General features: G+C 73.1%; 24 protein-coding genes. 11 read left to right on the forward strand and 13 right to left on the reverse strand.

The window, feature by feature from the left end; all coding sequences use genetic code 11:
* Nucleotides 1-86 precede the first annotated feature (86 nt).
* The 3 genes from hisG to hemH form a co-directional block, all read right to left on the reverse strand.
* The gene (gene hisG, locus ASG51_RS15900; RefSeq protein ID WP_056218509.1) at nucleotides 87-1,067 is read right to left on the reverse strand and encodes an ATP phosphoribosyltransferase; all 981 of its coding nucleotides are present in this window, start codon (nucleotides 1,065-1,067) and stop codon (nucleotides 87-89) included.
* On the reverse strand, nucleotides 1,060-2,250 hold the full coding sequence (locus tag ASG51_RS15905; protein WP_056381821.1) for an ATP phosphoribosyltransferase regulatory subunit: 1,191 nt from the start codon (nucleotides 2,248-2,250) through the stop codon (nucleotides 1,060-1,062). The genes hisG and ASG51_RS15905 overlap by 8 nt, the downstream gene beginning before the upstream one ends.
* Before the next feature lie 89 nt (nucleotides 2,251-2,339).
* Nucleotides 2,340-3,476 (reverse strand): ferrochelatase, encoded by a 1,137-nt coding sequence (gene hemH / locus ASG51_RS15910; RefSeq protein WP_244472679.1) that lies wholly within the window; start codon nucleotides 3,474-3,476, stop codon nucleotides 2,340-2,342.
* A 125-nt stretch (nucleotides 3,477-3,601) separates the two neighbouring features.
* Between hemH and ASG51_RS15915 the strand changes: the two genes are divergently transcribed.
* The 3 genes from ASG51_RS15915 to ASG51_RS15925 all read left to right on the forward strand — a co-directional run bounded on the left by ASG51_RS15915 (nucleotide 3,602) and on the right by ASG51_RS15925 (nucleotide 6,910).
* Nucleotides 3,602-4,558, forward strand: coding sequence for a class I SAM-dependent methyltransferase (locus ASG51_RS15915; RefSeq protein ID WP_056276354.1), 957 nt, complete (start codon nucleotides 3,602-3,604; stop codon nucleotides 4,556-4,558).
* 109 nt (nucleotides 4,559-4,667) lie between these two features.
* Entirely contained in the window at nucleotides 4,668-6,206 is a 1,539-nt protein-coding gene (locus ASG51_RS15920; protein ID WP_056381824.1) for a bifunctional UDP-sugar hydrolase/5'-nucleotidase, read from the forward strand.
* On the forward strand, nucleotides 6,206-6,910 hold the full coding sequence (locus ASG51_RS15925; protein WP_056381826.1) for a uracil-DNA glycosylase: 705 nt from the start codon (nucleotides 6,206-6,208) through the stop codon (nucleotides 6,908-6,910). The genes ASG51_RS15920 and ASG51_RS15925 overlap by 1 nt, the downstream gene beginning before the upstream one ends.
* 18 nt (nucleotides 6,911-6,928) lie before the next feature.
* On the opposite strand, the gene ASG51_RS15930 is transcribed toward ASG51_RS15925, so the two are convergent.
* The 3 genes from ASG51_RS15930 to ASG51_RS15940 are packed head-to-tail and all read right to left on the reverse strand — an operon-like array spanning nucleotide 6,929 to nucleotide 8,777.
* Entirely contained in the window at nucleotides 6,929-7,279 is a 351-nt protein-coding gene (locus ASG51_RS15930; RefSeq protein WP_056381828.1) for a lysozyme inhibitor LprI family protein, read from the reverse strand.
* A 32-nt stretch (nucleotides 7,280-7,311) separates the two neighbouring features.
* Nucleotides 7,312-7,950 (reverse strand): Maf family protein, encoded by a 639-nt coding sequence (locus tag ASG51_RS15935; RefSeq protein ID WP_056381829.1) that lies wholly within the window; start codon nucleotides 7,948-7,950, stop codon nucleotides 7,312-7,314.
* The gene (locus ASG51_RS15940) at nucleotides 7,947-8,777 is read right to left on the reverse strand and encodes a pyruvate, water dikinase regulatory protein (RefSeq protein WP_056218528.1); all 831 of its coding nucleotides are present in this window, start codon (nucleotides 8,775-8,777) and stop codon (nucleotides 7,947-7,949) included. Before ASG51_RS15940 ends, ASG51_RS15935 begins: the two co-directional genes overlap by 4 nt.
* Nucleotides 8,778-9,345: 568 nt before the next feature.
* Between ASG51_RS15940 and ASG51_RS15945 the strand changes: the two genes are divergently transcribed.
* The 8 genes from ASG51_RS15945 (at nucleotide 9,346) to ASG51_RS15980 (ending at nucleotide 16,375) form a co-directional block, all read left to right on the forward strand.
* Nucleotides 9,346-10,509 carry a uroporphyrinogen decarboxylase gene (locus ASG51_RS15945; RefSeq protein ID WP_056381831.1) on the forward strand — a complete coding sequence of 388 codons (1,164 nt, stop codon included), beginning with the start codon at nucleotides 9,346-9,348 and terminating at the stop codon, nucleotides 10,507-10,509.
* Nucleotides 10,475-10,963 carry a protoporphyrinogen oxidase HemJ gene (gene hemJ / locus ASG51_RS15950; protein WP_056381833.1) on the forward strand — a complete coding sequence of 163 codons (489 nt, stop codon included), beginning with the start codon at nucleotides 10,475-10,477 and terminating at the stop codon, nucleotides 10,961-10,963. Before ASG51_RS15945 ends, hemJ begins: the two co-directional genes overlap by 35 nt.
* A 126-nt stretch (nucleotides 10,964-11,089) precedes the next feature.
* On the forward strand, nucleotides 11,090-12,145 hold the full coding sequence (locus tag ASG51_RS15955; protein ID WP_082514040.1) for a cation diffusion facilitator family transporter: 1,056 nt from the start codon (nucleotides 11,090-11,092) through the stop codon (nucleotides 12,143-12,145).
* Nucleotides 12,142-12,981 carry a shikimate dehydrogenase gene (locus tag ASG51_RS15960; RefSeq protein ID WP_056351868.1) on the forward strand — a complete coding sequence of 280 codons (840 nt, stop codon included), beginning with the start codon at nucleotides 12,142-12,144 and terminating at the stop codon, nucleotides 12,979-12,981. Before ASG51_RS15955 ends, ASG51_RS15960 begins: the two co-directional genes overlap by 4 nt.
* The gene (coaE, locus tag ASG51_RS15965; protein ID WP_056381835.1) at nucleotides 12,978-13,592 is read left to right on the forward strand and encodes a dephospho-CoA kinase; all 615 of its coding nucleotides are present in this window, start codon (nucleotides 12,978-12,980) and stop codon (nucleotides 13,590-13,592) included. Before ASG51_RS15960 ends, coaE begins: the two co-directional genes overlap by 4 nt.
* Nucleotides 13,593-13,664: 72 nt before the next feature.
* Nucleotides 13,665-14,390, forward strand: a complete 726-nt coding sequence (dnaQ, locus tag ASG51_RS15970; RefSeq protein WP_056381836.1) for a DNA polymerase III subunit epsilon — start codon at nucleotides 13,665-13,667, stop codon at nucleotides 14,388-14,390.
* Nucleotides 14,391-14,534: 144 nt separating this feature from the next.
* Nucleotides 14,535-14,960 (forward strand): hypothetical protein, encoded by a 426-nt coding sequence (locus ASG51_RS15975; protein WP_056218545.1) that lies wholly within the window; start codon nucleotides 14,535-14,537, stop codon nucleotides 14,958-14,960.
* Between the two features lie 68 nt (nucleotides 14,961-15,028).
* Nucleotides 15,029-16,375 (forward strand): PHB depolymerase family esterase, encoded by a 1,347-nt coding sequence (locus tag ASG51_RS15980; protein WP_056381838.1) that lies wholly within the window; start codon nucleotides 15,029-15,031, stop codon nucleotides 16,373-16,375.
* A 12-nt stretch (nucleotides 16,376-16,387) separates the two neighbouring features.
* Here the strand turns inward: ASG51_RS15980 and panC are convergent, their stop codons facing one another.
* From panC to ASG51_RS16015, 7 genes are all read right to left on the reverse strand, one after another.
* Nucleotides 16,388-17,245, reverse strand: a complete 858-nt coding sequence (gene panC, locus ASG51_RS15985; RefSeq protein ID WP_056381840.1) for a pantoate--beta-alanine ligase — start codon at nucleotides 17,243-17,245, stop codon at nucleotides 16,388-16,390.
* 100 nt (nucleotides 17,246-17,345) lie between these two features.
* Nucleotides 17,346-17,741 carry a hypothetical protein gene (locus ASG51_RS15990; protein ID WP_056381842.1) on the reverse strand — a complete coding sequence of 132 codons (396 nt, stop codon included), beginning with the start codon at nucleotides 17,739-17,741 and terminating at the stop codon, nucleotides 17,346-17,348.
* Between the two features lie 50 nt (nucleotides 17,742-17,791).
* Nucleotides 17,792-18,718, reverse strand: coding sequence for a class A beta-lactamase (bla, locus tag ASG51_RS15995; RefSeq protein ID WP_056381843.1), 927 nt, complete (start codon nucleotides 18,716-18,718; stop codon nucleotides 17,792-17,794).
* Complete coding sequence (locus tag ASG51_RS16000) at nucleotides 18,715-20,055, reverse strand: BatD family protein (RefSeq protein WP_056381844.1); 1,341 nt, start codon at nucleotides 20,053-20,055, stop codon at nucleotides 18,715-18,717. The genes bla and ASG51_RS16000 overlap by 4 nt, the downstream gene beginning before the upstream one ends.
* Nucleotides 20,049-20,957: a tetratricopeptide repeat protein gene (locus ASG51_RS16005; RefSeq protein ID WP_056381847.1), complete on the reverse strand. Its 909-nt coding sequence runs from the start codon at nucleotides 20,955-20,957 to the stop codon at nucleotides 20,049-20,051. Before ASG51_RS16005 ends, ASG51_RS16000 begins: the two co-directional genes overlap by 7 nt.
* Nucleotides 20,957-21,886, reverse strand: a complete 930-nt coding sequence (locus ASG51_RS16010; RefSeq protein WP_056276308.1) for a VWA domain-containing protein — start codon at nucleotides 21,884-21,886, stop codon at nucleotides 20,957-20,959. Before ASG51_RS16010 ends, ASG51_RS16005 begins: the two co-directional genes overlap by 1 nt.
* A complete protein-coding gene (locus ASG51_RS16015; RefSeq protein ID WP_056381848.1) occupies nucleotides 21,883-22,908 on the reverse strand; it encodes a VWA domain-containing protein in 1,026 nt (341 codons plus the stop codon). The genes ASG51_RS16010 and ASG51_RS16015 overlap by 4 nt, the downstream gene beginning before the upstream one ends.
* Nucleotides 22,909-22,910: the final 2 nt, after the last annotated feature.

Raw genomic sequence — 22,910 nt, forward strand, 5'->3', positions numbered from 1 at the left:
CCTCAGGCGCGGAGGCTTCGCGCTCCGCTTGCGCGCTGAGATAGGCCCCGGGCGCGACGCGTCAAACGCCGGCCCCACCGCGAGTCTCAGCCGAGCCGGCTCAGCAGCCGGTCCATCAGCGGATTGTCCGGCGTGAAGGCATAGTCGATCTTGCGCACGTTCACGGCGCCCGCCCCGGCCTTCACCAGGGCGTCGGCGAGGTCGAACACGGCATCGACGGGGCAGTGCAGCACCATCTCGCCGCGGCCCTCGGGCGCGCCGTAGGGCAGGGCCGCGTCGTGCAGGGCGGCGATGCCGGCGAGATCGATGTCGCCGTCGTCGGGCATGGCGGCGCGGACCTCGCGGGTGGTGCGGGCGCGCTCCTCCGCCTGGATGCGGCCGAGGACGGCGCGCAGGGCCCGGCGCTGGGGCTCGCCCCAGGGAGCGTTCAGGGAGGCGACGAGGTTCGCCTCCGAGCGCAGGATGATCCCGTCCTCTAGGATCTTCAGGGCGTTGGCGGCCAGCGTCGCCCCCGTGGTGGTGATGTCGACGATGATCTCGGCCGAACCCGCCGCCGGCGCCCCCTCGGTGGCGCCCAGGCTCTCGACGATGCGGTAATCCGCCACGCCGTGCTCGGCGAAGAAGCGGCGGGTGAGGTTGATGTACTTCGTGGCGATGCGCAGGCGCTTGCCGTGGCGGACCCGCATCTCGGCGGCGACCTCGTCGAGGTCGCTCATGGCGCGGACGTCGATCCAGGCCTGGGGCACGGCGACCACCACGGTGGCCTGGCCGAAGCCGAGGGGCGTCAGCAGCTCGACCTGGCCGCGGGCGTCGGGCAGCGACTCGCGGATCAGGTCCTCGCCGGTGATGCCGAGATGGGCCGCCCCGCTGGCGAGCTGGGCCGCGATCTCGGAAGCCGAGAGGTAGCGCACCTCGACGCCCGGCACGCCCACGAGCTTTCCGCGGTAGTCGCGCGCGCCGGTGTTCTGGGCGAGCTTGAGGCCGGCCCGGGCGAAGAAGGCGGCGGCGTTCTCCTGCAGCCGGCCCTTGGAGGGAACCGCGAGGACGAGGGAATCCGGTTCAGCCAACGGTCGCGTCCTTCGCGGTGGGGGCGTCCGCGACGACCCGCGAGAGCCAGACGGCGCAACCGACGGCAGGCACGGGCACGGGGCTCCCGAGGTGCTGGAGCAGGCCGTCGTAGCGGCCGCCGCCCACCAGGGGCAGCTTCGGCGCATCGGGCGCCGTGCCCTCGAAGATGAAGCCGGTATAGTAGTCGAGGTTGCGGGCGAAGCCGCCGGAGAAGCGGAAGTTCTCCACGGCCAGGCCGCGGGCGGCCATGAAGCCGGTGCGCTCCTCGAACAGGTCGAGGGCCGCGTCGAGGGGCGGATGGTCGAGGCCGGCCTCCTGCACCAGGGCCCGCACCGCGGCGGCGGCGCTGTCGGGATCGCCCTCGATGGCGCGATAGCGATCGATGAGCGCGCGGTTCTCGGGGTTGAGTCCGGAACCCCCACTCGCCTGCGCGGAGGCCTTGGCGAGGAAGCGCTCGGCGATCTCGCCGGCGCTGCGGCCGCCGACCCGCGAGATGCCCGCGATCGACAGCACGTCCTCCACGAAGGCGCGAACCCCCTTCGGATCCTGGCCCTGGATCGCGGCGAGGAGACCCGCATGGGGGTCTTCCGTGCGCAGGCCGTTGGTGACCGCGTCGAGGGAACGGCCGGCGGCCAGCGCCCGCAGGGTGCGGCGCTTGGCGGTGGGCGGCACGCTGAGGGCGTCCAGCAGGGCGTCGACGAGACCCATGTCGCCGAGGCGGACGGCGACGTCGCTGCGCCCGAGCAGGGCAAGGCCCTCGAGGGCGAGGCCGATCACCTCCGCGTCGGCGGCCGGCGTGTCGGTGCGCCCGACCGACTCGATGCCGGCCTGGAGGAACTCGTCCGGCTCGTCGCCGGCGAGCCGGAAGACGGGTCCGAGGTAGCTGTAGTCGGCCCCCTGCGGGTCCTTGGGCGCGGAAAACTTCGGGGCATGCGCAAGGTGGTGGCGGCAGACCGGAATCGTGAATTCCGGGCGCAGGCAGAGCTCGCTGCCCGCAGCGTCCTGGGTCACGAAGATGCGCCGGCGGATGTCCTCGCCGGACAGTTCGAGGAACGGCTCCACCGGCTGCAGCACAGGCGGCGTCACGGCGCCGTAGCCGGCCTCCTGGAAATAGGCGAGCAGGCGCAGGTGCTCCTGCGATCGTTCGCCCGCGGTGCCCCCGCCTGCCTCCGGTCTCGTCATCGTCTCGCCTGCCGCCTCGTCGCGGGCTCTAGTAGCAACCGGGCCTGCTCTTGGCGATGGCTTTCGGCGCTGCCGTCCGGCCCGGAACGCTAGACCCAGCCCTGCAATTCGCGCCGGACCACGGTCTCGATCACCGTCATGCCGAGGTCGCTGTCGTTCAGGCAGGGGATGTAGGCGAACTGCTCGCCGCCATTGTCCTCGAAGTAGTGCCGGTTCTCGCCGTCGAGCTCCTCCAGGGTCTCGAGGCAGTCGGCGGTGAAGCCGGGCGCCACGATCGCCATGCGCTTGACGCCGCTCTTGGCGAGGGTCTGCACCGTCTCGTCGGTGTAGGGCCGCAGCCATTCCTCGTTGCCGAAGCGCGACTGGAAGGTGGTGCGCATCTTCTCCGTCGAGAATCCCAGCGCCTCGCGGATCAGGCGCCCGGTCTTCACGCACTGGCAATGATAGGGGTCGCCCTTGAGGAGGTAGCTCTTCGGCACCCCGTGGAACGAGGTCAGGATCACCTCGGGCTCGAAGTCGAGCTTGGCCAGGCCCTCGCGGATCGAGGTCGCCATCGCGTCGATGTAGACGGGGTCGTCGTGATAGGGCGGCGAGACGCGCACCGTCGGCTGCCAGCGCATCTGCATCAGGGCCTTGAAGGCCTGGTCGCAGGCCGTGGCCGAGGTCGCGGCGGCGTATTGCGGATAGAGCGGCACCAGGAGGATGCGGTCGCAGCCCTGGTCGAGCAGGGCCTGGATCCGCACGGAGACCTCCGGCTTGCCGTAGCGCATCGCCCAGTCGACCACGACCGAATCCCCCATGGCCGCCTGCAGGCGCTCGGCCTGGCCGCGGGTGATCGTCTTCAGGGGGCCCTCGTCGCGCTCGTTGTTCCACACGCTGGCGTAGTCGCGGCCCTTCGGCCCCGGGCGCTTCGTCAGGATGACGAGGTTGAGGAGCGGCCACCAGATCAGGCGCGGCACCTCGATCACCCGGCGGTCGGAGAGGAATTCCTTGAGGTAGCGGCGCATCGGCCAGTAGCTCGTGCCCTCCGGCGTCCCGAGATTCATCAGGAGGACGCCGACCCGGCCCCAGCGCACCGGCGGATGCTCGGCCGGCAGGGAGGCTTGTCCCGGTGCGGGTCCGGGGGCGGATCCCGGAACCGGTCCGGGAGCGCTTCCGGGTCCGCCCGTCTGGGTCGGGAGCGACAGTCCGTCCTGCGGGAGCGGCGGTGCGACGCGTTCGTTCATCGGGTTTCCGTATCGCCCTGGAGGTGAGCGCTTGAGAGCGGCGGGTTCAGAAAGGTTGTGTCGTTGGGGATATCTATCTAGAGCACGGAGCCTTCCAGCGACCACACGATGGATGAAGGCGCGACATGCCGTCTCCCCGGTACTTCCTCAACCACTTCATGCCCTTCACGGGTTATCCCTATACGGGGGGGCCGACCGCCTGCAATCTCTGCGGCTCCGCGGAGTCCGTGGTGGTGGCCGAGAGCGACCGCCGGCTGAAGACGCTGAAATCCATCGCCTGCCGCCAGTGCGGCCTGATCCGCACCGACCCGATGCCGACGCCGGCCGAGCTCGCGGACTACTACGCCAGCGCCTACCGGGCCGATTATCAGCTCGCCTTCGCGGGCGGCCCGCCGCGGGTCCACCTCAAGCGCTCCGCTCGCGAGGCCGCCTTCCGCGCCGGCCTCCTGGCGCCCAAGCTGAAGCCGGGCGCCCGCGTGCTCGATTTCGGTTCCGGGTCGGGCGAGTTCCTGGCCGAGGCCCGCGCGAAGGGCTGCGAGGCGATCGGCGTCGAGCCGGGGCGGGACTATGCCAACTACGCCCGCGCCCATCACGGCGTCGAGGTGCTGGACGACGCCGACGAGGATGCGCGCTTCCCCGAGGGGTATTTCGACGTCGTCACCACCCGGCACGTGCTGGAACACCTGCGCGACCCCGCCGACGTGATGGAGCGCCTGTCCCGCTGGCTGAAGCCGGACGGCGTGCTCTTCGCCGCCGTGCCCGACATGGCCACCACGGGCAAGCCGGCGCACGAGCGCTTCCACTTCGCCCATGTCCACGGCTTCGTGCGCGAGACCTTCGACCTCACCGCCCGCCGGGCCGGCCTCGTGCCGCATCCGGACTACCCGCGCGAGAACACCGCGGTGGTCTATGCCAAGACCGACGCCCCGCCCGCGGCCCTGGCCAATCCCGGCCTCGCCGAACGCCTGGCCGTGGCGCTGAAGCCGATGCCGCCCGCCGTCTTCCTGGCCTCCGGCGCCTGGCTCTGGCCGATGGTCCGCCGCAACGCCAAGGCGGTGCGCGACACCTTCGTCTCCCGCTGAGGCGGCCGCGCGCGGGTCGCGGCCGTCGTAGCCCCTTCGTGAACGGCGTCCTAGAACGCGGAGTCAGGCGGCGGCATCCGGCCGCCCGCCCGACACCCGAGACGCCGCCGTGACGAACCCCCCCAGGACGCCGCCGAACCGCCGCCAAACCCTCGGCCTCGGGGCCGGTCTCGCCATCGCTCTGGGCTGCCCGGCCGAGGCCGCGCCCGCGGCGACACCCGAACCGACCTTCAGCCTGCTCCTCGTCAACGACCTCTATCAGATGGCCGAGGTCGACGGCCGAGGCGGGTTCGCGCGCCTCGCCGCCATCGTGAAGGCCGAGCGGGCCCGGGGCGTGCCGATGCTCTACGCCCATGCGGGCGACACCCTCTCGCCGTCGCTGCTGTCGGGCTTCGACCGCGGCGCCCACATCGTCGAGCTCCTCAACCGCGCGCCGCCCGACGTGTTCGTGCCCGGCAACCACGAGTTCGATTTCGGCCCGGCGACCTTCGCCGAGCGGATGGGCGAGGCGAGCTTCCCCGTCCTGGCGGCCAACCTGCGCGACGGGGCGGGCCGGCCGCTGGCGGGCGTGCGCGACCGAATGGTGGTCACCCTCGGGGGCATCCGGGTCGGCGTGGTGGGGATCGCGCTGGCGAGCACGCCGGAGAAATCGCAGGCGGGCGACCTGCGCTTCGCCCCCGAGATCGAGACCCTGGCCCGCGAGGTCCAGGCCCTGCGGGAGGCGGGCGTCGACCTCGTGGTGGGCGTCTGCCACACGGCCCGGGCCACCGACGACGCCATCGTGGCCGCCCGCCTCGTCGACATCCTGCTCTCGGGCCACGACCACGACCTCGTGGTTCGCTACGACGGCCAGACCGTGATGGCGGAATCGAGCTTCGACGCCCATTACGTCACCGCCATCGACGTGACCGCGACGGTGACCGGCACCGGGCGGGACCGGCGCGTGGACTGGCGCCCGAGCTTCCGCATCCACGACTCGGCCCAGGTCACCCCCGATCCCGAGACCCTGGCGGAGGTGCAGCGCCTCCAGGGCGCGCTGTCACGGGAACTCGACGTGCCGGTGGGCGTGACCCGCGCCCCCCTCGACAGCCGCATCGCCGCGGTGCGCGTCCGCGAAGCGAGCTTCGGCAGCCTCGTGGCCGATGCCTTGCGGGCGTCCACCGGAGCGCAGGTCGCGATCACGAACGGCGGCGGCATCCGGGGCAACCGGTTCTACCCCGCCGGCGCGACCCTGACCCGCCGGGACATCCTGACGGAGCTGCCCTTCGGCAACACCATCGTGCTGGTGTCGCTGACGGGCGCGCACCTGCGCGCCCTCCTCGAAGGGGCGCTGGCCGATTGGGGCCACCCGGCGGGCCGCTTCCCGCAGGTCTCCGGCCTCGTCGTCACCCTGGATCCCACCGCGCCGGTGGGCAAGCGGATCGTGTCGCTGAGCGCGGCAGGCAGCATCGTCGACCCGGACGCGACCTACACGGTCGCGTCGAACAACTTCCTGTACGACGGCGGCAACGGCTACGGTGACCTCGCCCGGGGCCGGACCCTGATCGGCCGGACCGACGGACAGCTCGTGGCCAATGCCGTGATGGCGTATATCCGCGCCAACGCCCCGCTCCCCGCCCCCGCAGAGGGCCGCATCCTGGTTCGCTGATGTCCGAGACGCCCGTCGCCGACGCCCTCGCCCGCTTCCGAAAGTCGGGCTCGTCCTGGCTCGCGCTGCCGTTCTTCCAGGATGGCGCCGCCGACGCGGTGGCCGCCCGGATCGACGCCCGCATCGCCGCCGGCGCCACCGTGCTGCCGGCGCCCGAGGCCGTCTTCAACGCCCTCGCGCTCACGCCCCTCGACCGCGTGAAGGTCGTCATCCTGGGGCAGGACCCCTATCCCACGCCGGGCGACGCCAACGGCCTCGCCTTCTCGTATGTCGGCCCGCGGCGGCTCCCGGCCTCGCTCAAGGTGATCCTGGCCGAGCTCGCCGAACCGGGCGTCCCGCCGGCCAAGCCCCGGACGGGCGACCTCACCCCCTGGGCCCGGCAGGGCGTGCTCCTCCTCAACGCCGCCCTCACGGTGGAGGCGGGCAAGGCCGGGGCGCACCTGCGCTACGGCTGGTCGGCCCTGACCGACCAGGCGGTCTCGGCGGTCTCGGCCCGCCCGGAGCCGGCGGTGTTCCTGCTCTGGGGCGCCCAGGCCCGCGCCCGCGCCGCCTTGGTGGAGGCCGACCGCCACGGCATCGTCGCATGCGGCCATCCCTCGCCGCTCAACCGCGCGCGGGATTTTCCCGGCTCGCGCCCCTTCGACGCCGCCAATGCCTGGCTGTCGGCCCACGGCGTCGCCCCGATCGACTGGCAGCTCGGCTGAGGGCCGGGGGGGGCGGCCTCAGAGCGGCCCCTGCTTGGCGAATTCCGCGAACACGGCCCGCAGGACCTTCAGCCGGCCCTCGTAGGCTTGCGTCAGGCAGGCGACGTCGGCGCCGCAGGCGCGGCGCTCGGTGAGCCAGGCCTCCTGGTCCTCGCGCAGCTTGGCGTTGCCGCCCATGGGCAGCATCGCCCGCAGGATCTCGAAGCGGGTCGCCATCTCCACGTCGCGGTCGTTGAGGGGCAGGTGGGCGCAGATCGCCTTCTCGTCGGCGGCCTCCGCCTTCTCGCAGGGGAAGCTCGCGGCCTCGGCCGAGCCGGCCGCGAGGACGAGGAGCAGGCCGCCGAAGAGCGGGCGGAGAATCGTCAGCATGGAGCAGGCCTCGTGCGATCGGGATCAGAACGTCAGATGCTGAGCCAGCCCCGCGCCCGCAGCCGCGCCAGGAGCGGCAGCAGCGGCAGGCCGAGGATGGTGGACTGGTCGCCCGCGACCGCCGCGAACAGGTGGATGCCGAGGCCTTCCAGCTGGTAGCCGCCGACGCTGGAGCACACCCGCTCGGGCCCGGCGAGATCGACATAGGCCGCGATCGCCGCGGCATCGAGGGGCCGCATGGTCAGGTGCGCGGTCTCGACGAAGCTCTCGACCACGGCCCCGTCGACGGCCAGGGCCACCGCCGCGTGCAGCGCGTGGGTCCGGCCCGCGAGGGCGCCGATCTGCGCGGCGGCGGCGGCGAGGTCCGCCGGCTTGTGGAACAGGGTGCCGTCGCAGGCCAGGACCTGGTCGGCGCCGACGACCACGCGCCCGGGCCGGCGGGCCGCCACGGCCCCCGCCTTGGCCTCGGCGAGCCGACGGGCCAGGGCTTCGGGCGGCAGACCGGCGCACGCCGCCTCCACCGCGCGCTCGTCGACCCCGGGGCTCTCGGAGTCGACGGCAAGGCCGGCGCTCTCGAGGAGCGCGCGCCGCGTCGCGCTGGTGGAGGCGAGGAGGAGGGGCCGATCCCCGCGCCAGGGCGAGGCGGGCCGCGGGCGGCTTGGGGCGCTCACGAGGCGATGAACTTCAGCCGGTGCTCGCGGTGCAGGTCGAGGATGGCGGCCGCCGTCTCCTCGATCGAGCGCCGGGTCACGTCGATGGTCGGCCAGCGGTGCTTGGCGCAGAGGCGGCGGCAGGCGGCGATCTCGTCCGCCACGGCCCCGCGATCGACGTAGAGGGAGGAATCGTCGGCCTTCAGGCTGAGGAGCCGGTTCTGGCGGATCTGGACGATGCGCTCCGGGCTGGCCAGCAGCCCGACGAGGAGCGGCTTTCGCGCCGTCTCGAGGCTCTCGGGCAGGGGCATGCCCGGCACCAGGGGGAAGTTCGCGGTCTTCAGGCCGCGATTGGCGAGGTAGATCGCCGTCGGGGTCTTCGAGGTGCGGCTGACGCCCACGAGGATCACGTCGGCCTCGTTCACGTCGAGGGGCAGGACGCCGTCGTCGTGGGCCAGGGTGAAGTTCATCGCGTCGATGCGCTTGAAGTACTCGGCGTTGAGCATGTGCTGCGCGCCGGGCCGGGCCGTCGAATCCGCCCCCAGATAGGATTGCAGCAGGGCGTGCACCGGCTGGAGCACCGAGAGGCAGGGCGATCCGGTCTCGCGGCAGGCCGCCTCCAGCCGCTCGGTGAGGTCGTGGCCCACCAGCGTGTAGAGCACGAGCCCCGGCGCGGCCTCGATCTCGGAGATCACCCGTTCGAGTTGCGCGGCGGAGCGCACCAGGGGATAGACGTGCTCGATGGCCGAGACGCCCTCGTACTGGGCGGCGGCCGCGCGGCCCACGTTGATGAGCGTCTCGCCGGTGGAATCCGAGACGAGGTGCAGGTGGAAGTAGCTACGGCTCATCGAAGGGCTGTCTCCTCCGGCCTGAGGTCCAGGATGCATGACGATCACCCGTCATGGTCTTGTCCACCGGGCTCGGTCAGGGGAGTCGATAAGGGTGGATAAGCCGGCTTGCCCGAAGGGTCCAGCGGGCGCCCGGGCCGTCTTGTCGACTCCGGCGTCAACACACCGTCACACCGGCGCGATTCCCAAGCGGTTTTGGGAGAATCCGGGACCGAGGCCCGGTCGGCGACCGCCGGGCAGGGGCAAGGCACTGTGGGCCATCACCTATCCGGGACATTGATCCCAATCCGTTAAAGGCTGATTAACGCCGCGGTCGCGGGGACGCCCTGTGGACGAATTTCCGCTCCCGCCATCCAGCCCTCTAAAAGAAAAAACAGAGTCCTAGAATCTCTCTTTCCTTTTAGAGAGCCGGTGTGGGGATGACGGCCGGAACGCCCCTCCGACACCCGGACGAGCACGAGGTTTCCGGGAGCGAGAGGTTTTCGAGACGCGGCGGTTTCGGGAGGAAGACATCCGACGCTTCGGTGCTACATACCGGCCACAGGGGAATGGGACGTCGGGAGATCGGATGAGCCAGGCAGTTGCAGGGGACCGCACGGGTGGGGGCCGGGCGGTCCTGCGGGTTCTCGCGGGCGAGGCCTTGCCGCGTCCCCCCGCCTGGATGATGCGCCAGGCCGGGCGCTACCTGCCCGAGTACCGGGAGGTCCGGGCAAAGGCCGGGTCCTTCCTCGACCTCTGCTACAATCCCGACTTCGCCACCGAGGTGACGCTGCAGCCGATCCGGCGCTTCGGCTTCGAGGCCTCGATCCTGTTCTCCGATATCCTGGTGATCCCGGACGCGCTCGGCCAGAACGTGCGCTTCGTGGAGGGCGAGGGGCCGCGCCTCGACCCGATGGCGGGCCGGCCGGAATTCGAGCGCCTGCGCGAGGCCGGCGATCCGGCGATCTTCGCCCACCTGGAGCCGGTCTTCGAGACGGTGCGGCGCCTGCGCGCGCAACTGCCCCACGAGACCACGCTGCTCGGCTTCTGCGGCGCGCCCTGGACGGTGGCGAGCTACATGATCGGTGGGCGCGGCACCCCCGACCTCGCCCCCTCCCGGGCGCTGGCCCGGCAGGACACCGCCCTGGTGGAGGCCCTGATCGACCGCCTCGTCACGGTGCAGACCGAATACCTGGTGCGCCAGCTCGAGGCCGGCGCGGATGCGGTGCAGATCTTCGAGTCGCATGCGGGCGCGCTGCCCGACGCGCGGGGTGCCGACGCGGCCGGCAGCGAGGAGTCCGTCAACGAGGTCGCCGAGAGCGCGCTGCCCGAGAGCGCCTCGGCCGGATCCAACGACCGCGACGCCCTGACCCGCTGGTCGCTCCAGCCCATCGCCCGGATGATCGCCGGGGTCCGCGCCCGGGTGCCGGGCGCGAAGATCATCGTGTTCGCCCGCGGCTCCGGCCTCGAGGGTCATGCCCGCGTGGTGCCCGAGACCGCCGCCGACGCGGTCGGCGTCGACTGGTCGGTGGACCTCAAGGCCCTGCGCGCCCGGGTGCCCGCCTCCACGGTGACGCAGGGCAACGTCCATCCCGAGACCCTGATCGAGGGCGGGGCCGCCCTCGACGCGGCGGTGGACGGCGTGCTGGCGGCCACCGAGGGCCTGCCGCACATCTTCAACCTCGGCCACGGCATCACGCCGCAGACGCCGATCGCCCATGTCGAGCGCATGCTCGCCCGGCTGCGGGGCTGAGGCCGACGTGGACGGGCTCTACCTCTGGCTCAAGGCCGGGCACCTCGTCGCGCTCATCTCCTGGATGGCGGCGATGCTCTATCTGCCGCGCCTGTTCGTCTACCACGCCGCCCTGGTGCCTGGGCCGCACGCGGCGGCCCAGTCCGAGACCTTCAAGGTCATGGAGCGGCGTCTCCTGAAGGCGATCATGACCCCGGCCATGATCGCCACCTGGATCTTCGGGCTGATCCTGGCCTGGATGAGCGGCTACTACGCCGCCGGCTGGCTCCAGGCGAAGTTCGTCCTGGTGCTCGCCATGAGCGGCATCCACGGCTGGCTCGCCCGGATGGTGAAGGACTTCGCCGCCGACCGGAACACGCGGGGACACAAGTTCTACCGCGTCCTCAACGAGGTGCCGACGCTCCTCATGATCCTGATCGTGATCCTGGCGGCGGTGAAACCGGCTATCTGGTGAGGGCCTCTGCCCTGTATCCCGGGATCACAGGATGCCGGGATGCGGTGAACCCGGGAGCCGGCGCCGGCCGCGCACGGGCGGCCCGGCGCTCCGGTACGGCCCAAGGCGGGACTGAAAGCGGGACCGATGGCTGAGCACGCGCACGATCCTCACGACCACGCCGATCACGGGCATGCCCGCGCGCCTATCCCCAGCACTGCCCCTGCCGGGCACGGCCATTCCCACGGAGGCGGTCATGCGCATGGCGCTGGCCATTCCCACGGGGGCGGCGGGCATTCCCATGGCGGGCATTCCCACGCGCCGGCCACCTTCGGGCGCGCCTTCGCCATCGGCATCAGCCTGAACATCGCCTTCGTGGTCATCGAGGCGATCTACGGTTTCGCCAGCGAGTCCATGGCCCTGGTGGCCGATGCCGGCCACAACCTGTCGGATGTGCTCGGGCTGCTGGTGGCGTGGATCGCCTCTGTACTGGTGAAGCGCACCCCGACGCCGCGCTTCACCTACGGTCTGCGCGGCTCCTCGATCCTCGCCGCGCTGTTCAATGCGGTGTTCCTGCTCGTTGCCACCGGCGCCATCGCCTGGGAGGCGATCGTGCGTCTGGTCGCCCCCGAGCCGCAGCCGGTGGCGGGGCTGACCGTGATGGTGGTCGCCGGCCTCGGCATCCTCGTCAACGGCGCCACCGCCTGGCTCTTCGCTTCGGGCAAGGGCAGCGACATCAACATCCGCGGCGCCTACCTGCACATGCTGGCCGACGCCGCCGTCTCGGCCGGCGTGGTGGTGACCGGCCTCATCATCGTGCTGACGGGAGCGGCCTGGATGGACCCGCTGGTCAGCCTCGTCATCGCCGGCCTCATCGTCTGGGCGACCTGGGGCCTCCTGCGGGACAGCGTGGTGATGTCGCTCTCGGCGGTGCCCCCCGGCATCGACCCGGCGGCGGTGGGTACCTACCTGCGGGCGCGCGCCGGCGTGGCGGACCTGCACGACCTCCACATCTGGCCGATGAGCACCACCGACATCGCCCTGACGGCGCACCTCGTCATGGCGGAGGGGCATCCGGGCAACGGCTTCCTCATCGCCACGGCCGAAGAGCTGCGGAGCCGCTTCGGCATCGGCCACGCCACCCTGCAGATCGAGGAGGCGGGCGGCCCCGCCTGCGCGCTCGCCGGAGATTGCACCGTATGATCCGTGCCTTCGTCGTCGGACATCCCATCGCGCATTCGCGCTCGCCGCTGATCCACGGACACTGGCTCGCCGAGCACGGCATCGACGGCCGCTACGAGCGCATCGACGTGGCGCCGGAGGCCTTTCCGGCCTTCCTGGCCGGACTGCGCGCGAACGGCTTCGCCGGCGGCAACGTCACCATCCCGCACAAGGAGGCGGCCTTCGGGCTGGTCGAATCCCTGACGCCGCGGGCGGAGAGGATCGGGGCGGTGAACACCCTGTTCTTCGACGGGTCCGAGCGCCTCTGCGGCGACAACACCGACGCCCCCGGCTTCGTCGCCCATCTCGACCAGAGCCTGGGCCTCGGCTGGACCGAGCGCGGCGGCGGCACCGCCCTGGTGCTCGGGGCCGGCGGCGCCGCCCGCGCCATCGTGGTCGGCCTCCTGGAGCGCGGCCTGTCGCGGGTCTGGGTCGCCAACCGGACGCCGGCCCGGGCCGAGGCCCTGGTGGCCCTCGACCCCACCCGGGTCGAGGGCGTCGCCTGGCACGACCTGCCGGACGCCATGGCCCTCACCGGGCTCCTCGTGAACACCACGTCGCTCGGCATGGTCGGCCATCCCCCCCTCGCCCTCGACCTCCTGCCCCTGCCCGAGGACGCGGCGGTGGCCGACATCGTCTACGCGCCCCTGGAGACGCCCCTCCTCGCGGCGGCCCGGGCACGGGGGCTACCCGCCGTCGATGGCCTCGGCATGCTGCTGCACCAGGCGGTGCCGGGCTTCGCCCGTTGGTTCCGCACGACCCCGGGCGTGACGCCGGCCCTGCGCGCCCGGATCGTCGCCGACCTGGCGCCCGCATGAGCCGGCCGGTCATCCTCGGACTCACCGGCTCGATCGGCATGGGCAAGTCGGCCACCGCGGCGATGTTCGCGCGCCACGGCGTGCCGGTCCACGACGCGGATGCGGCGGTGCATGCCCTCTACGGCGCCGGCGGTGCAGCGGCAGCCGCCATCGGCGCGGCCTTCCCCGGAACCCTGGACGCGGACGGCGCCGTCGACCGGGCGCGCCTGCGGGAGGCGGTGATCGGCGCGCCCGAGCGCCTCGCCGCCCTCGAGGCTCTGGTCCATCCCCTGGCCCAGGCCGCGGCCCGGGACTTCCTCGCCCGCCACGCCGAAGCGCCCCTGGTGCTCCTCGACATCCCGCTCCTGTTCGAGACCGGCGGCGAGGCCCGCTGCGACCGGGTCCTGGTGGTCACCGCCCCGCCCGACGTGCAGCGCGCCCGGGTGCTCGCCCGGCCCGGGATGGATGCGGCGACCTTCGAGGCGATCCGCGCCAAGCAGTGGCCCGACGCCGAGAAGCAGGCCCGCGCCGATTTCGTCCTCGATACCAGCCTGGGTTTCGACCACGCCGAGGCCGAGGTGGCGTCGATCATCCGGCAACTGACCGCGGGATCGGTGCCGGCGGCGCCTTGACGCCGGCCCTGGAGGGCGCAAGGTCGGAGCTTGCGGCCCCTGCCTCCGGGACCCTTCGATCAGGACCCTTCGATGCTGCGTGAGATCGTCCTCGACACCGAGACCACCGGCACGGATGCCAAGAACGGCGATCGCCTGATCGAGATCGGCTGCGTCGAATTGATCAACCACGTGCAGACGGGCAAGGTCTTCCACAAACTGGTGAATCCGACCCGGCCGGTTTCCCAGGGCGCCTTCGCGGTGCACGGCATCTCGGACGCCATGCTCGCCGACAAGCCGCTCTTCGCCGACATCGTCGACGAATTCCGCGACTTCTGCGGCGACTCGCCCCTGGTGATCCACAACGCGCCCTTCGACGTCGGCTTCCTCAACATGGAATACGCCCGCCTCGGCGCGGCGGCGCCCCCGCCCATCGACCTCGCCGACGTCGTCGACACCCTGCAGCTCGCCCGCCGCAAGCATACGGGGGCGGCCAACAACCTCGATGCCCTGTGTTCGCGCTACGGCATCGACACCACGCGGCGGACCAAGCACGGCGCGCTCCTCGACGCACAGATCCTGGCGGAGGTCTATGTCGAGCTCCTCGGCGGCAAGCAGACCAGCCTCGGGCTCGCCATGACGGAGGCCGAGGAGGTGGTGATCCTCGGCGATGGCGGCGAGGTCGTCCCGGTGGGGCCGCGCCCGCTGCGCCATCGGCTCAGCGAGGCCGAGCGCACCCGGCACGCGGCCTTCATCGCGACCCTCGGGGGCGGCGGTGCGGTCTGGCGCGATTATCTCGGCGAGCAGGAGACCGCCTGAAGGCCGGTCGAACCGGTCCGGACCGGCGCAGGTTGTTCGTTCCGTCCCGTCGCCGTCACGATGCTGCGACGCACGAGGCTCCTTATTGCATCGCAACAAAAGCCTCCCATATACCATCCCACTGGATGGTAACGGGAAGGTCCGATGCTCGATCTCGAGGATAAGCCCAGGGCGCCGATTCGGGTCGGCGACACCGAGAAGATCACGATCAATCTCGGCTACGTCGATCTCGGCCACATCGATCTCCTCGTGTCCGAGAGCGTCTACGCCAACCGGAGCGACTTCATCCGTACGGCCGTGCGCAACCAGATCGCGCGCCACGGCGACGTGACCCGGCAATCGGTGGCCCGCAAGGGCGTCGAACTCGGCCTGCGCCGCTACGACCGGGCCGAACTCGAGGCCGCGCGCGCCAGCGGCATCCGCCTCGACATCCGCGTCCTCGGGCTCGCCAGCATCGCGCCCGACGTCACCCCGGAACTGGCCCGCGAGGTCATCGCGTCGATCGAGGTCATGGGAAGCCTGCAGGCGACTCCGGCCGTGAAGGCGGCCCTCGCCGACCGTCTCCTCTGACAATCTCCAAAAACCGCGTTCCCGACCTCGCATGGTTCGACCCGTCGTCGAGCCGGAAAGCGAACCCCATGACCGACCCTTCGAACCGGATGCAGGACCGCCTCGCCGACATGATGGAGGCGACGCGCCTCACGGCAGCCGGACGCCTGCAGGACGCGACGGACCTGCTGCAGCGCGGCTTCGCCGGCACGCCCCCCCGTTCCGCGGCCGACCACGGCGCTCCGGCGCCCCAGCCCCACACCATCGATCTCGTGGCCGAGCGCGTCGAGACCGGCCCGGCGGCCAAGCCGGAATCCAAACCCGCGTTCCAGACCGAGTCCCCGTCGGGTTCGGCCGCCGCCGAGGAGGCGCGCCGCGCCGCGATCCTCCCCGAGAAGCTGCGCAAGGTCGTGGAAACGGTGACGCGGGGCATCACCCCGGTGCTCGGGGGACTCGGCAAGGCCGGTCCCGGCGGAGCGACCCCCTCCGGCCTCGTCGGCAATCTCGGCACTCTCGTCTCGGGCCTGGCCGGCGGTCTCGGCCCGTCGGGCTTGAACCAAGCTCGTGCGCCCCTCACCGAGGGCGGCAGCTTCACGGAGCACAGCTTTTCCAACGCGGCCGGGGCACGGGACTACAAGCTGTTCGTTCCCAGCGACGCCCGTGCCGACCTGCCCCTGGTGGTGATGCTGCACGGCTGTACCCAGTCGCCGGACGATTTCGCCGCCGGCACCGGCATGAACGCCCGCGCGGAGGCGGAGGGCTTCCTCGTGGCCTACCCGGCCCAGAGCGGGCGCGCCAACGGCCAGCGCTGCTGGAACTGGTTCCAGCCCGGCGACCAGGGCCGGGATTCCGGCGAGGCGGGGATCATCGCCGGGCTGACCCGCGCGCTCATCGCCGAGCATCGAGTCGATCCGACCCGGGTCTACATCGCCGGCCTGTCGGCGGGCGGTGCGGCGGCGGTGAACATCGCCCGGGCCTATCCCGACCTCTACGCGGCGGTGGGCATCCATTCCGGCCTCGCGGCGGGCTGTGCCCGCGACGTCTCGACCGCGCTCACGGTGATGCGCCTCGGCCCCGTGGCCGCTGCCGACGGCCCGGTGTCCACGGTGCGGGTGCCCACCATCGTGTTCCACGGGGAGAGCGACGGCACCGTGAACCCCCGCAACGGCGAGCAGGCGCTGGCCCAGGCCGGCATCGACGGGCTGACGCCCGAGGCGGCGGAGGCTGTGAGCCCGGGCGGCCTGCCCTACACCCGCACCCGCTACGCCGATGCGGACGGACGGGTCGCGGTGGAGGGCTGGATCGTGCGCGGCCTCGGCCACGCCTGGTCCGGCGGAAGCCCGGCCGGCAGCTACACCGATCCGCGCGGGCCCGACGCGACGCGGGCGATGCTCGATTTCTTCCGGGCCAATCCCCTCGCGGCGGGACGGGCCTGAACGTCCCGTGGTTCAACCCACCGCGACGTTGTCGATGAGGCGCGTGCGACCGAGATAGGCCGCCGCCAGCACCCGGGCTGGCCGCGTGGCGTGCTCCACCGGCGCCAGCGTCTCGGCATCGCGGACCTCGAGATACTGCACGGGCTCGAAGCCCGCCGCCGCCAGCGCGGCCCGGCCTCCCTCGACCAGGGGGCCGGCGCTTCCGCCGGCCGCGAGGCCTGCGGCGATCTCGGACAGGACGGCGTGGAGGCGCGGTGCGCGCACCCGCTCCTCGGGGGCGAGGTAGCGGTTGCGCGACGACAGAGCGAGGCCGTCCGCCTCCCGCAGGGTGGGGACGCCCTGGATCTCCACGGGCAGGTCGAGGTCGCGCACGGCGCGGCGGATCACCAGGAGCTGCTGGTAGTCCTTCTCGCCGAACAGCGCGCAGTCGGGCTGGACCTGGTTGAGCAGCTTGGTCACCACCGTGGCGACGCCCGAGAAGTGACCCGGCCGATAGGCGCCGCACAGGCCCTCGGTGAGGCCGCCCACCTCGATCCGGGTCGAGAAGTGCTCGGGGTACATCCCGGAGACTTCCGGCAGGTAGGCGGCATCGACCCCCGCCTCTGCCAGCAGGGCGAGGTCGGTCTCGGTGTCGCGGGGATAGCGCGAAAAATCCTCGTTCGGGCCGAACTGGGTCGGATTGACGAAGATGCTCGCCACGACGCGCCGACCGAGGCTGCGCGCCCGCGCCATCAGGGCGAGGTGGCCGGCATGGAGCGCGCCCATCGTCGGCACCAGCACCACCCGCTCGTCGGCCCGGCGCCAGGCGGCGACCGCGGCGCGCAGGGGGGCGACGGACGTGAACCGGAGCAGGGAGACGGGATCGGACATCGGCGGCTCGTCCTCGGCAAGGTCTTCGGCAGGGTCTCGCGGACGCGGATCGCATCCCGGCGCGAGACCTAATCGCCCTGCCGCCGGGACGCCAGACGCCTCAGGGACAATAGGGCCGCAGGGGCCGGCCGTAGGGATCGTCGACCCCGAGGGGCGGGGTGAAGCCGTAATAGCTCGGCTTGCCGAGGCCGTAGGCCGAGCCGACATAGCTCGGGTCGCCGGGGGAATCGGTGGGGATGGGTACCCGCCGCGGGATGCAGCCGGCCAGCCGGCGGCGCGGCACCGGTGCGTGGTGAGCCACGCCACCCTCCTCCTCCGCCCGCGGGAAGTAGCGCGGCAGGCCCTCGGGCTCCGCCCCGTAGCCCTCCACCGCGCGCCCGGGGGTCGGGAAGGCGAGGCCGCCGAGATCTGCCGAACCGGCGGGGGCTGCCGTCAATCCGGCCAGGAGCACGAGCCCCGCCCCGCCCCGTCTGATCGCCACACCGCCACGCCGCATCGGGTCCACTCCTCGCGGGACGACCGTGTCAGGCAGGCGTGAACCGAGTGTTAACCATAGGTCGCGGCGATGACCCGGCCGATCGCCGCATGGGCCGCGTCGCGGGCCTCGCTCGTGGTGTCCGACCCCGTGAGGTAGATGGCCGCCACCAGGGGCGCCCGGGCGGGCGGGCGCAGGAGCGCCACCACATTGGCGGTGCCGTAGGCCCCGCTGCCGGTCTTGTCGCCGACGCCCCAATCGGCCGGAAGCCCCGCCCGCAGGCGCTTCGTTCCGGTGCGGGAGGCCGTCATCCAGCCCTCGAGCCGGGCGCGACTGGCCTCCGTCAGCGACGGCCCGAGCAGGATCTTCCCGACGGTCGCTGCCATCGCGGCGGGCCGGGTGGTGTCGCGGGGATCGCCGGGCACGGCCGAGTTCAAGTCGGGTTCGGTCCGGTCGAGGCGGGTCACCGGGTCGCCGAGGCTCCGGCCATAGGCGGTCAGGGCCGCGGGACCGCCGAGGGCGTCGAGCAGGAGGTTGGCGGCGGTGTTGTCGCTCCAGACCAGGGCGGCGGCGCACAGAGCCTCCACGGACATCGCCCCGGCCTCCGGTCCGCCCGCCCTCAGGGCGCGCGTGGTGACGGGGGCGTAGGTGTCGAGGTCGGCCTCTCCGTAGGCGAGGCGCCGGTCGAGCCGTTCGCGCCCCGCCTCGACCCGGGCCAGGATCGCGGCGGCGAGGAGCAGCTTGAAGGTGCTGCAGAGCGGGAAGGCGCCCTCGGCGTCGTGCAGCAGGGCGGGGCCGCCGCTCGTGTCGAGGACCGCGATCCCGGCCCGGCCGCCGAGGTCGCCGGCGATCCGCGCCAACGCCGCACCGGCCTCGGCGAACCGGTCCTGGGGGCCGGGATCGGTCTCGTGGCCCTTGCCCTTGCCCTGGCCCTGGGCCGTGCTCAGCAGGGGCAGGAGGGCCCCCGCCCCGAGGAGGATCCGTCGCGTCAGGCTCATGCGGTTCCGGTCGATGGGTCTCGGATGGGTCTTGGCGAGGTCAGGGCCCGGCCGTCGAGGGGCGCGAGGCGCGAGGGGGCCGCCGTCGGCTGCGCTCCCGCAGCGATCGGCTGGCTCAGGGCCCGGGCGAGGCCGGGCAGGTCGGGGGCTGCGACGGTGCCGGGGCCGTAGAGGTGGGAATCCAGGGTATCGAGGCCTGCGGCGACCTCCGGCCGGGCCCGCCAGGCCCGCGCGAGGTCGGGCTGCTCCGTGAGGACGGGGTGGAGATGCGCGCGGAAGGCCCGCGCGTCCCGGGCCGAGGCGGCGCGGCCGAGCGCCCGGCGCGTCCGCGCGTCGAGGCGCCGGCGTCCCGAACGCCCGCCGCTGCCGAAGCCGAGCAGGGCGAGGCCGAGGCCGAAGGCGCCGAGGGCGGCGGTCGCCACCACGAGGGGGGAGGCCGGCAGGACGGGTTTCGCCTCGTCGTCCCTGTCGGGCAGGCCGCCGCCGATCTGGCGGGCGGGAATCTCGGCCTCGCGCAGGGTGCGCGAGACGGTGTCGAACCACGGGATGACGATCGCGTCGAGGGGGATGATCTCCTCGATCGCGGGGCGCACGTCCCACTGGTAGGTCACCCGCGCCACCGGGCCGGCGGGGGTGATGATCGTCTCGCGGGTCACCGGCCCGGCGAAGGTGAGGATGCCGCGCGTGCGCATCACCGGGCGGGGCGGCAGCCCCTCGGCGACCATGCCCTGGGCCTCCAGGGTGACGATGCGCCGTGTGGTCTCGCCGAGCTTCACCGTCTCGGGGTCGGGGCTCCAGGAATCCGTGATCGTCACGTCCTTGGCCGGGAGCCACCAGGGCTCCTTGGCGTCGGGCCCGCCCACCGGCTTCGTCCAGGTGGCGACGGGCAGGGTCACCGGGGCCGAGGGCACGTCGACGACGACCCGCTTGCCGCCGTCGTTGACGGTGAGGCGATGCAGGAACGGATCGATGGTGAAGTCGCCCGGATGGTGCGGGAAGATCGCCACCACCCGGTCGAAGGCGATGGCCACCTGCCCGTCGGGCAGGCGGGTCTTCGACCAGGCGTCGCGGCCGAGCTGCGTCCAGCTGAAATTGGCCAGCGACGGCTGGATCACCTCCTCCAGCAGGATCGGCTGGCGGTAGACCCCGTGGATGCGCAGCAGCACCATCTCGCGGGAGAACGGATCGGCGTTGCCGTTGCGCTCCGGCGTCACCGTGAGGGTGAGGTCGCCGGGACCGATCTCGGCCCGGGCCGGGAGGGGCGCGAGGAGGAAGGCGGCGAGGCCGGCCGCGAGGACGCCCCGCCGGTTTCGAAACGCGGACCGATCGCTCACCATGGGTTGCTTCCCCCCGGCACCGCTGTGCCGGCCTCGACGCGGGCTGCCTGTTCCGCCTTCAGGCGCAGCTTGAGATAGCGTCCGGGATCGTCCGGCAGGGTCTGCAGCCAGAGGCGGTCGGGTCGGATCTCGTGGGCCTCGAAGCTCTTCGTCACCCGGCGCACCTCCCGCTCGGGGGCGGCCGCGACCATGGCGGAGCCCGCCCCGGTGCGGCCGCGCCCCGCCGCGTCGCTGGCCGAGCCGCGGGCCTCGCCCTTGCCGGAATCCGCCGAGACCTGCTCGGCCTTGCCGCGCCGGGCGACCTTGCTGTTGCCCGGGGTCGAGGAGGAGGTGCCGCCCTCCTTGTTTCCGGCCAGGCCCTCCCCGCTGGAGGTGGCCTGGGTGTCGTCGTTGGGGTCCTGGTTCGCGGTCTTGTTGTAGCGCGCGCCCACCGTGGCGGTGGCGTTGGCCACGCCCCCGCCCTTGCCGGGATCGCCGGCGCCCTCGTCCACGAGGCGGGCGATCAGCGAGCGGTTGGCCTGTGCGTCGGCGTCGCGGGGGTTGTACTGGAGGGCGGCGTCGTAGGCGTCCAGCGCCCCCTGCAGGTCGCCGGATTTCGCGAGCGCGTTGCCGAGGTTGTAGGCGTTGCGCCGGCCGCCGTTGCGGAAAAGGGCGGCGGCTTCCGTGTAGCGCCCGGCCTGGTAGAGGGCCGGGCCGCGCCAGGCCGGGTCGTCGAGCACCCAGGCGGCGGCCCCGGGCAGGCCGGCCCCCAGCAGGGCGCGGCCGAGGCTGGTGCGAGGCTGCGCCGTCGCCGTCAGGGCGAGGATGCCGGCGCCCGCGAGCCCCAGGGCGGCGAGGCGTGCCCAGCGGGTCCAGTCGCGGGGGAGGGCGGGCAGACGGTCGGACAGGACACCGAGGGCCATCAGGCGCTCCTGCGGAACAGGACGAGGGCGGGCAGCAGGGCCAGCAGCACGAGCCAGCGCCCGAGATCGGCGAAGGCCAGGACGGTGTAGCCCCCGGCGGCGAGGTGCTGGGCGGTGCTGGCGCCCACCGCGTCGAGCACCGGGGCGGGGCTGTCGAGGAGGGCGAAGCGGCCCGCCCCCGCGTCGGTCAGGCGCTCGAGGGCGCCGCGGTCGGGCTTGGGCGAGCCCGCCGGCAGGCCGGGCCCGGCCGGCACGAACAGCCCGTGCAGGTGCCAGCCCTTGGCACGGATCGCGGCGGCCTCGCGCAGGGCCGCGTCGCCGATGCCGTCGCCGTCGGTGACGAGGACGACGTCGCCCGCGATCACGCCGGCCTCCGCGAGGGTGCGGCGGGCCAGGGCGAGGCCGCGCTCGGGATGGGTGCCCCGGTCCGGCACGGTGTCGCCGTCCAGGGCGAACAGGGTGGAGGACAGGGCATCCCGGTCGGTGGTGGGCGGGGCGGCGAGATAGGCGTCGCCCGCATAGACCACCACGGCGACGCTGCGGGTGCCGGCGGCCTCGGCCACCGCCTGCGCCACCTGGCGCACGTCCTTGAGGTGGCCGCCCTCCGCGATGGAGCGCGACAGGTCGCATACCACCACGGTCGCGTCGAGGTTGCGGAAGGTGGCGGCGTCCGGGCGCTCCACCGCCGGGCCGGTGAGGGCCAGGGCGACGAGCCCGGCCGCGAGCGCCGCGGCGAGGTTCGCCTGCCGGCGTCCGCCGAGCACCGCCCCGCGCCGGGCGAGCAGCGCCATCAGGCCGGGATCGACGGCCCGGGTCCAATCGCCGAGGGGCGCCGAGCGCCAGGCGGCGCGCAGCGCCAGGGCGGCCACGACGGGAATCGCCACCAGCCACCAGGGCCGCAGGACCGCCAGGGTGTCGAGGAGACTCATGCGATCCGCCGCGACGCGAGGAGGGCGGCCGCCGCCAGGAAGGCGAGGGCGGCGGGCCAGGGCCAGAGGTCCTTGCGCAGGGGCACCGGCGGCGCCTTGGCGCGCCCGCCCTCGATCGCGTCGATGGCGTCCGCCATGGCGATGAGGTCGTCGGTGGTCTTCACGCGGAACATCCGGCCGCCGGTGAGATCCGCGATCTCGCGCAGGGTCTCGGTGTCGACGACGTCCTGCTCGCCGTCGGCGTTGGAGAGGTCGCGGGGGCCCAGCGCGATGGTGTGGACCCGGACGCCGAGCTCCTTGGCGAGGCCGGCCACGTCCCGGGGCGTGGTCTGGCCGGCATTGTTGGCGCCGTCCGTCATCAGGATCACCACCTTGGCGGTGGCCACCGGCGCGCCCTCGGCCTCCGGTCCCGCCGGGGTCAGGCGCTTGAGGGCGAGGCCCAGGCCGTCGCCGATGCCGGTGGAGCGCCCGACGAGGCCGATGGTCGCCTCGTCGAGGGCGCGGGCGACGGTGGCGGTGTCGAAGCTCGGGCTCGCGGCGACGTAGGATTCGTTGGCGAAGATGACGAGACCGATGCGGTCGCCGGCCCGGCGGCGGATGAAGTCGGTGCCGACGCGCTTGACCGCGGCGAGCCGGGTCACGGTCTGCCCGTCCAGGGCGAAGTCGCGCCGCTCCATCGAACCCGAGAGGTCCATCACCAGCATGATCTCGCGGCCCGAGGCCGGCAGGGCGGTGGCCGGCAGGACGAGGCGCGGTCCGGCGAGGGCGACCACCAGGGCCGCCCACAGGGTCCAGACCAGGAGGGTGCGGCCGCGGCCGCGGGCCGCCACGCTGTCGCCCCGGGCGGCCTCGGCCACCAGGGAGGGGGGGACCCGCAGGGCGCCGCTCGCCCCGACCCGCTCGGGCGTCATCAGCCGGGCCGCCAGGAGCGGCAGGGGCAGGAGCAGCAGGGCATAGGGGCTCGCGAGGTCGAAGGCCGAGGCGAGGGCGGTGAGCCAGTGCGGCCAAAACTCCGTCAGCATGG

Source organism: Methylobacterium sp. Leaf465, from assembly GCF_001424705.1.
Taxonomy (GTDB): Bacteria; Pseudomonadota; Alphaproteobacteria; order Rhizobiales; family Beijerinckiaceae; genus Methylobacterium.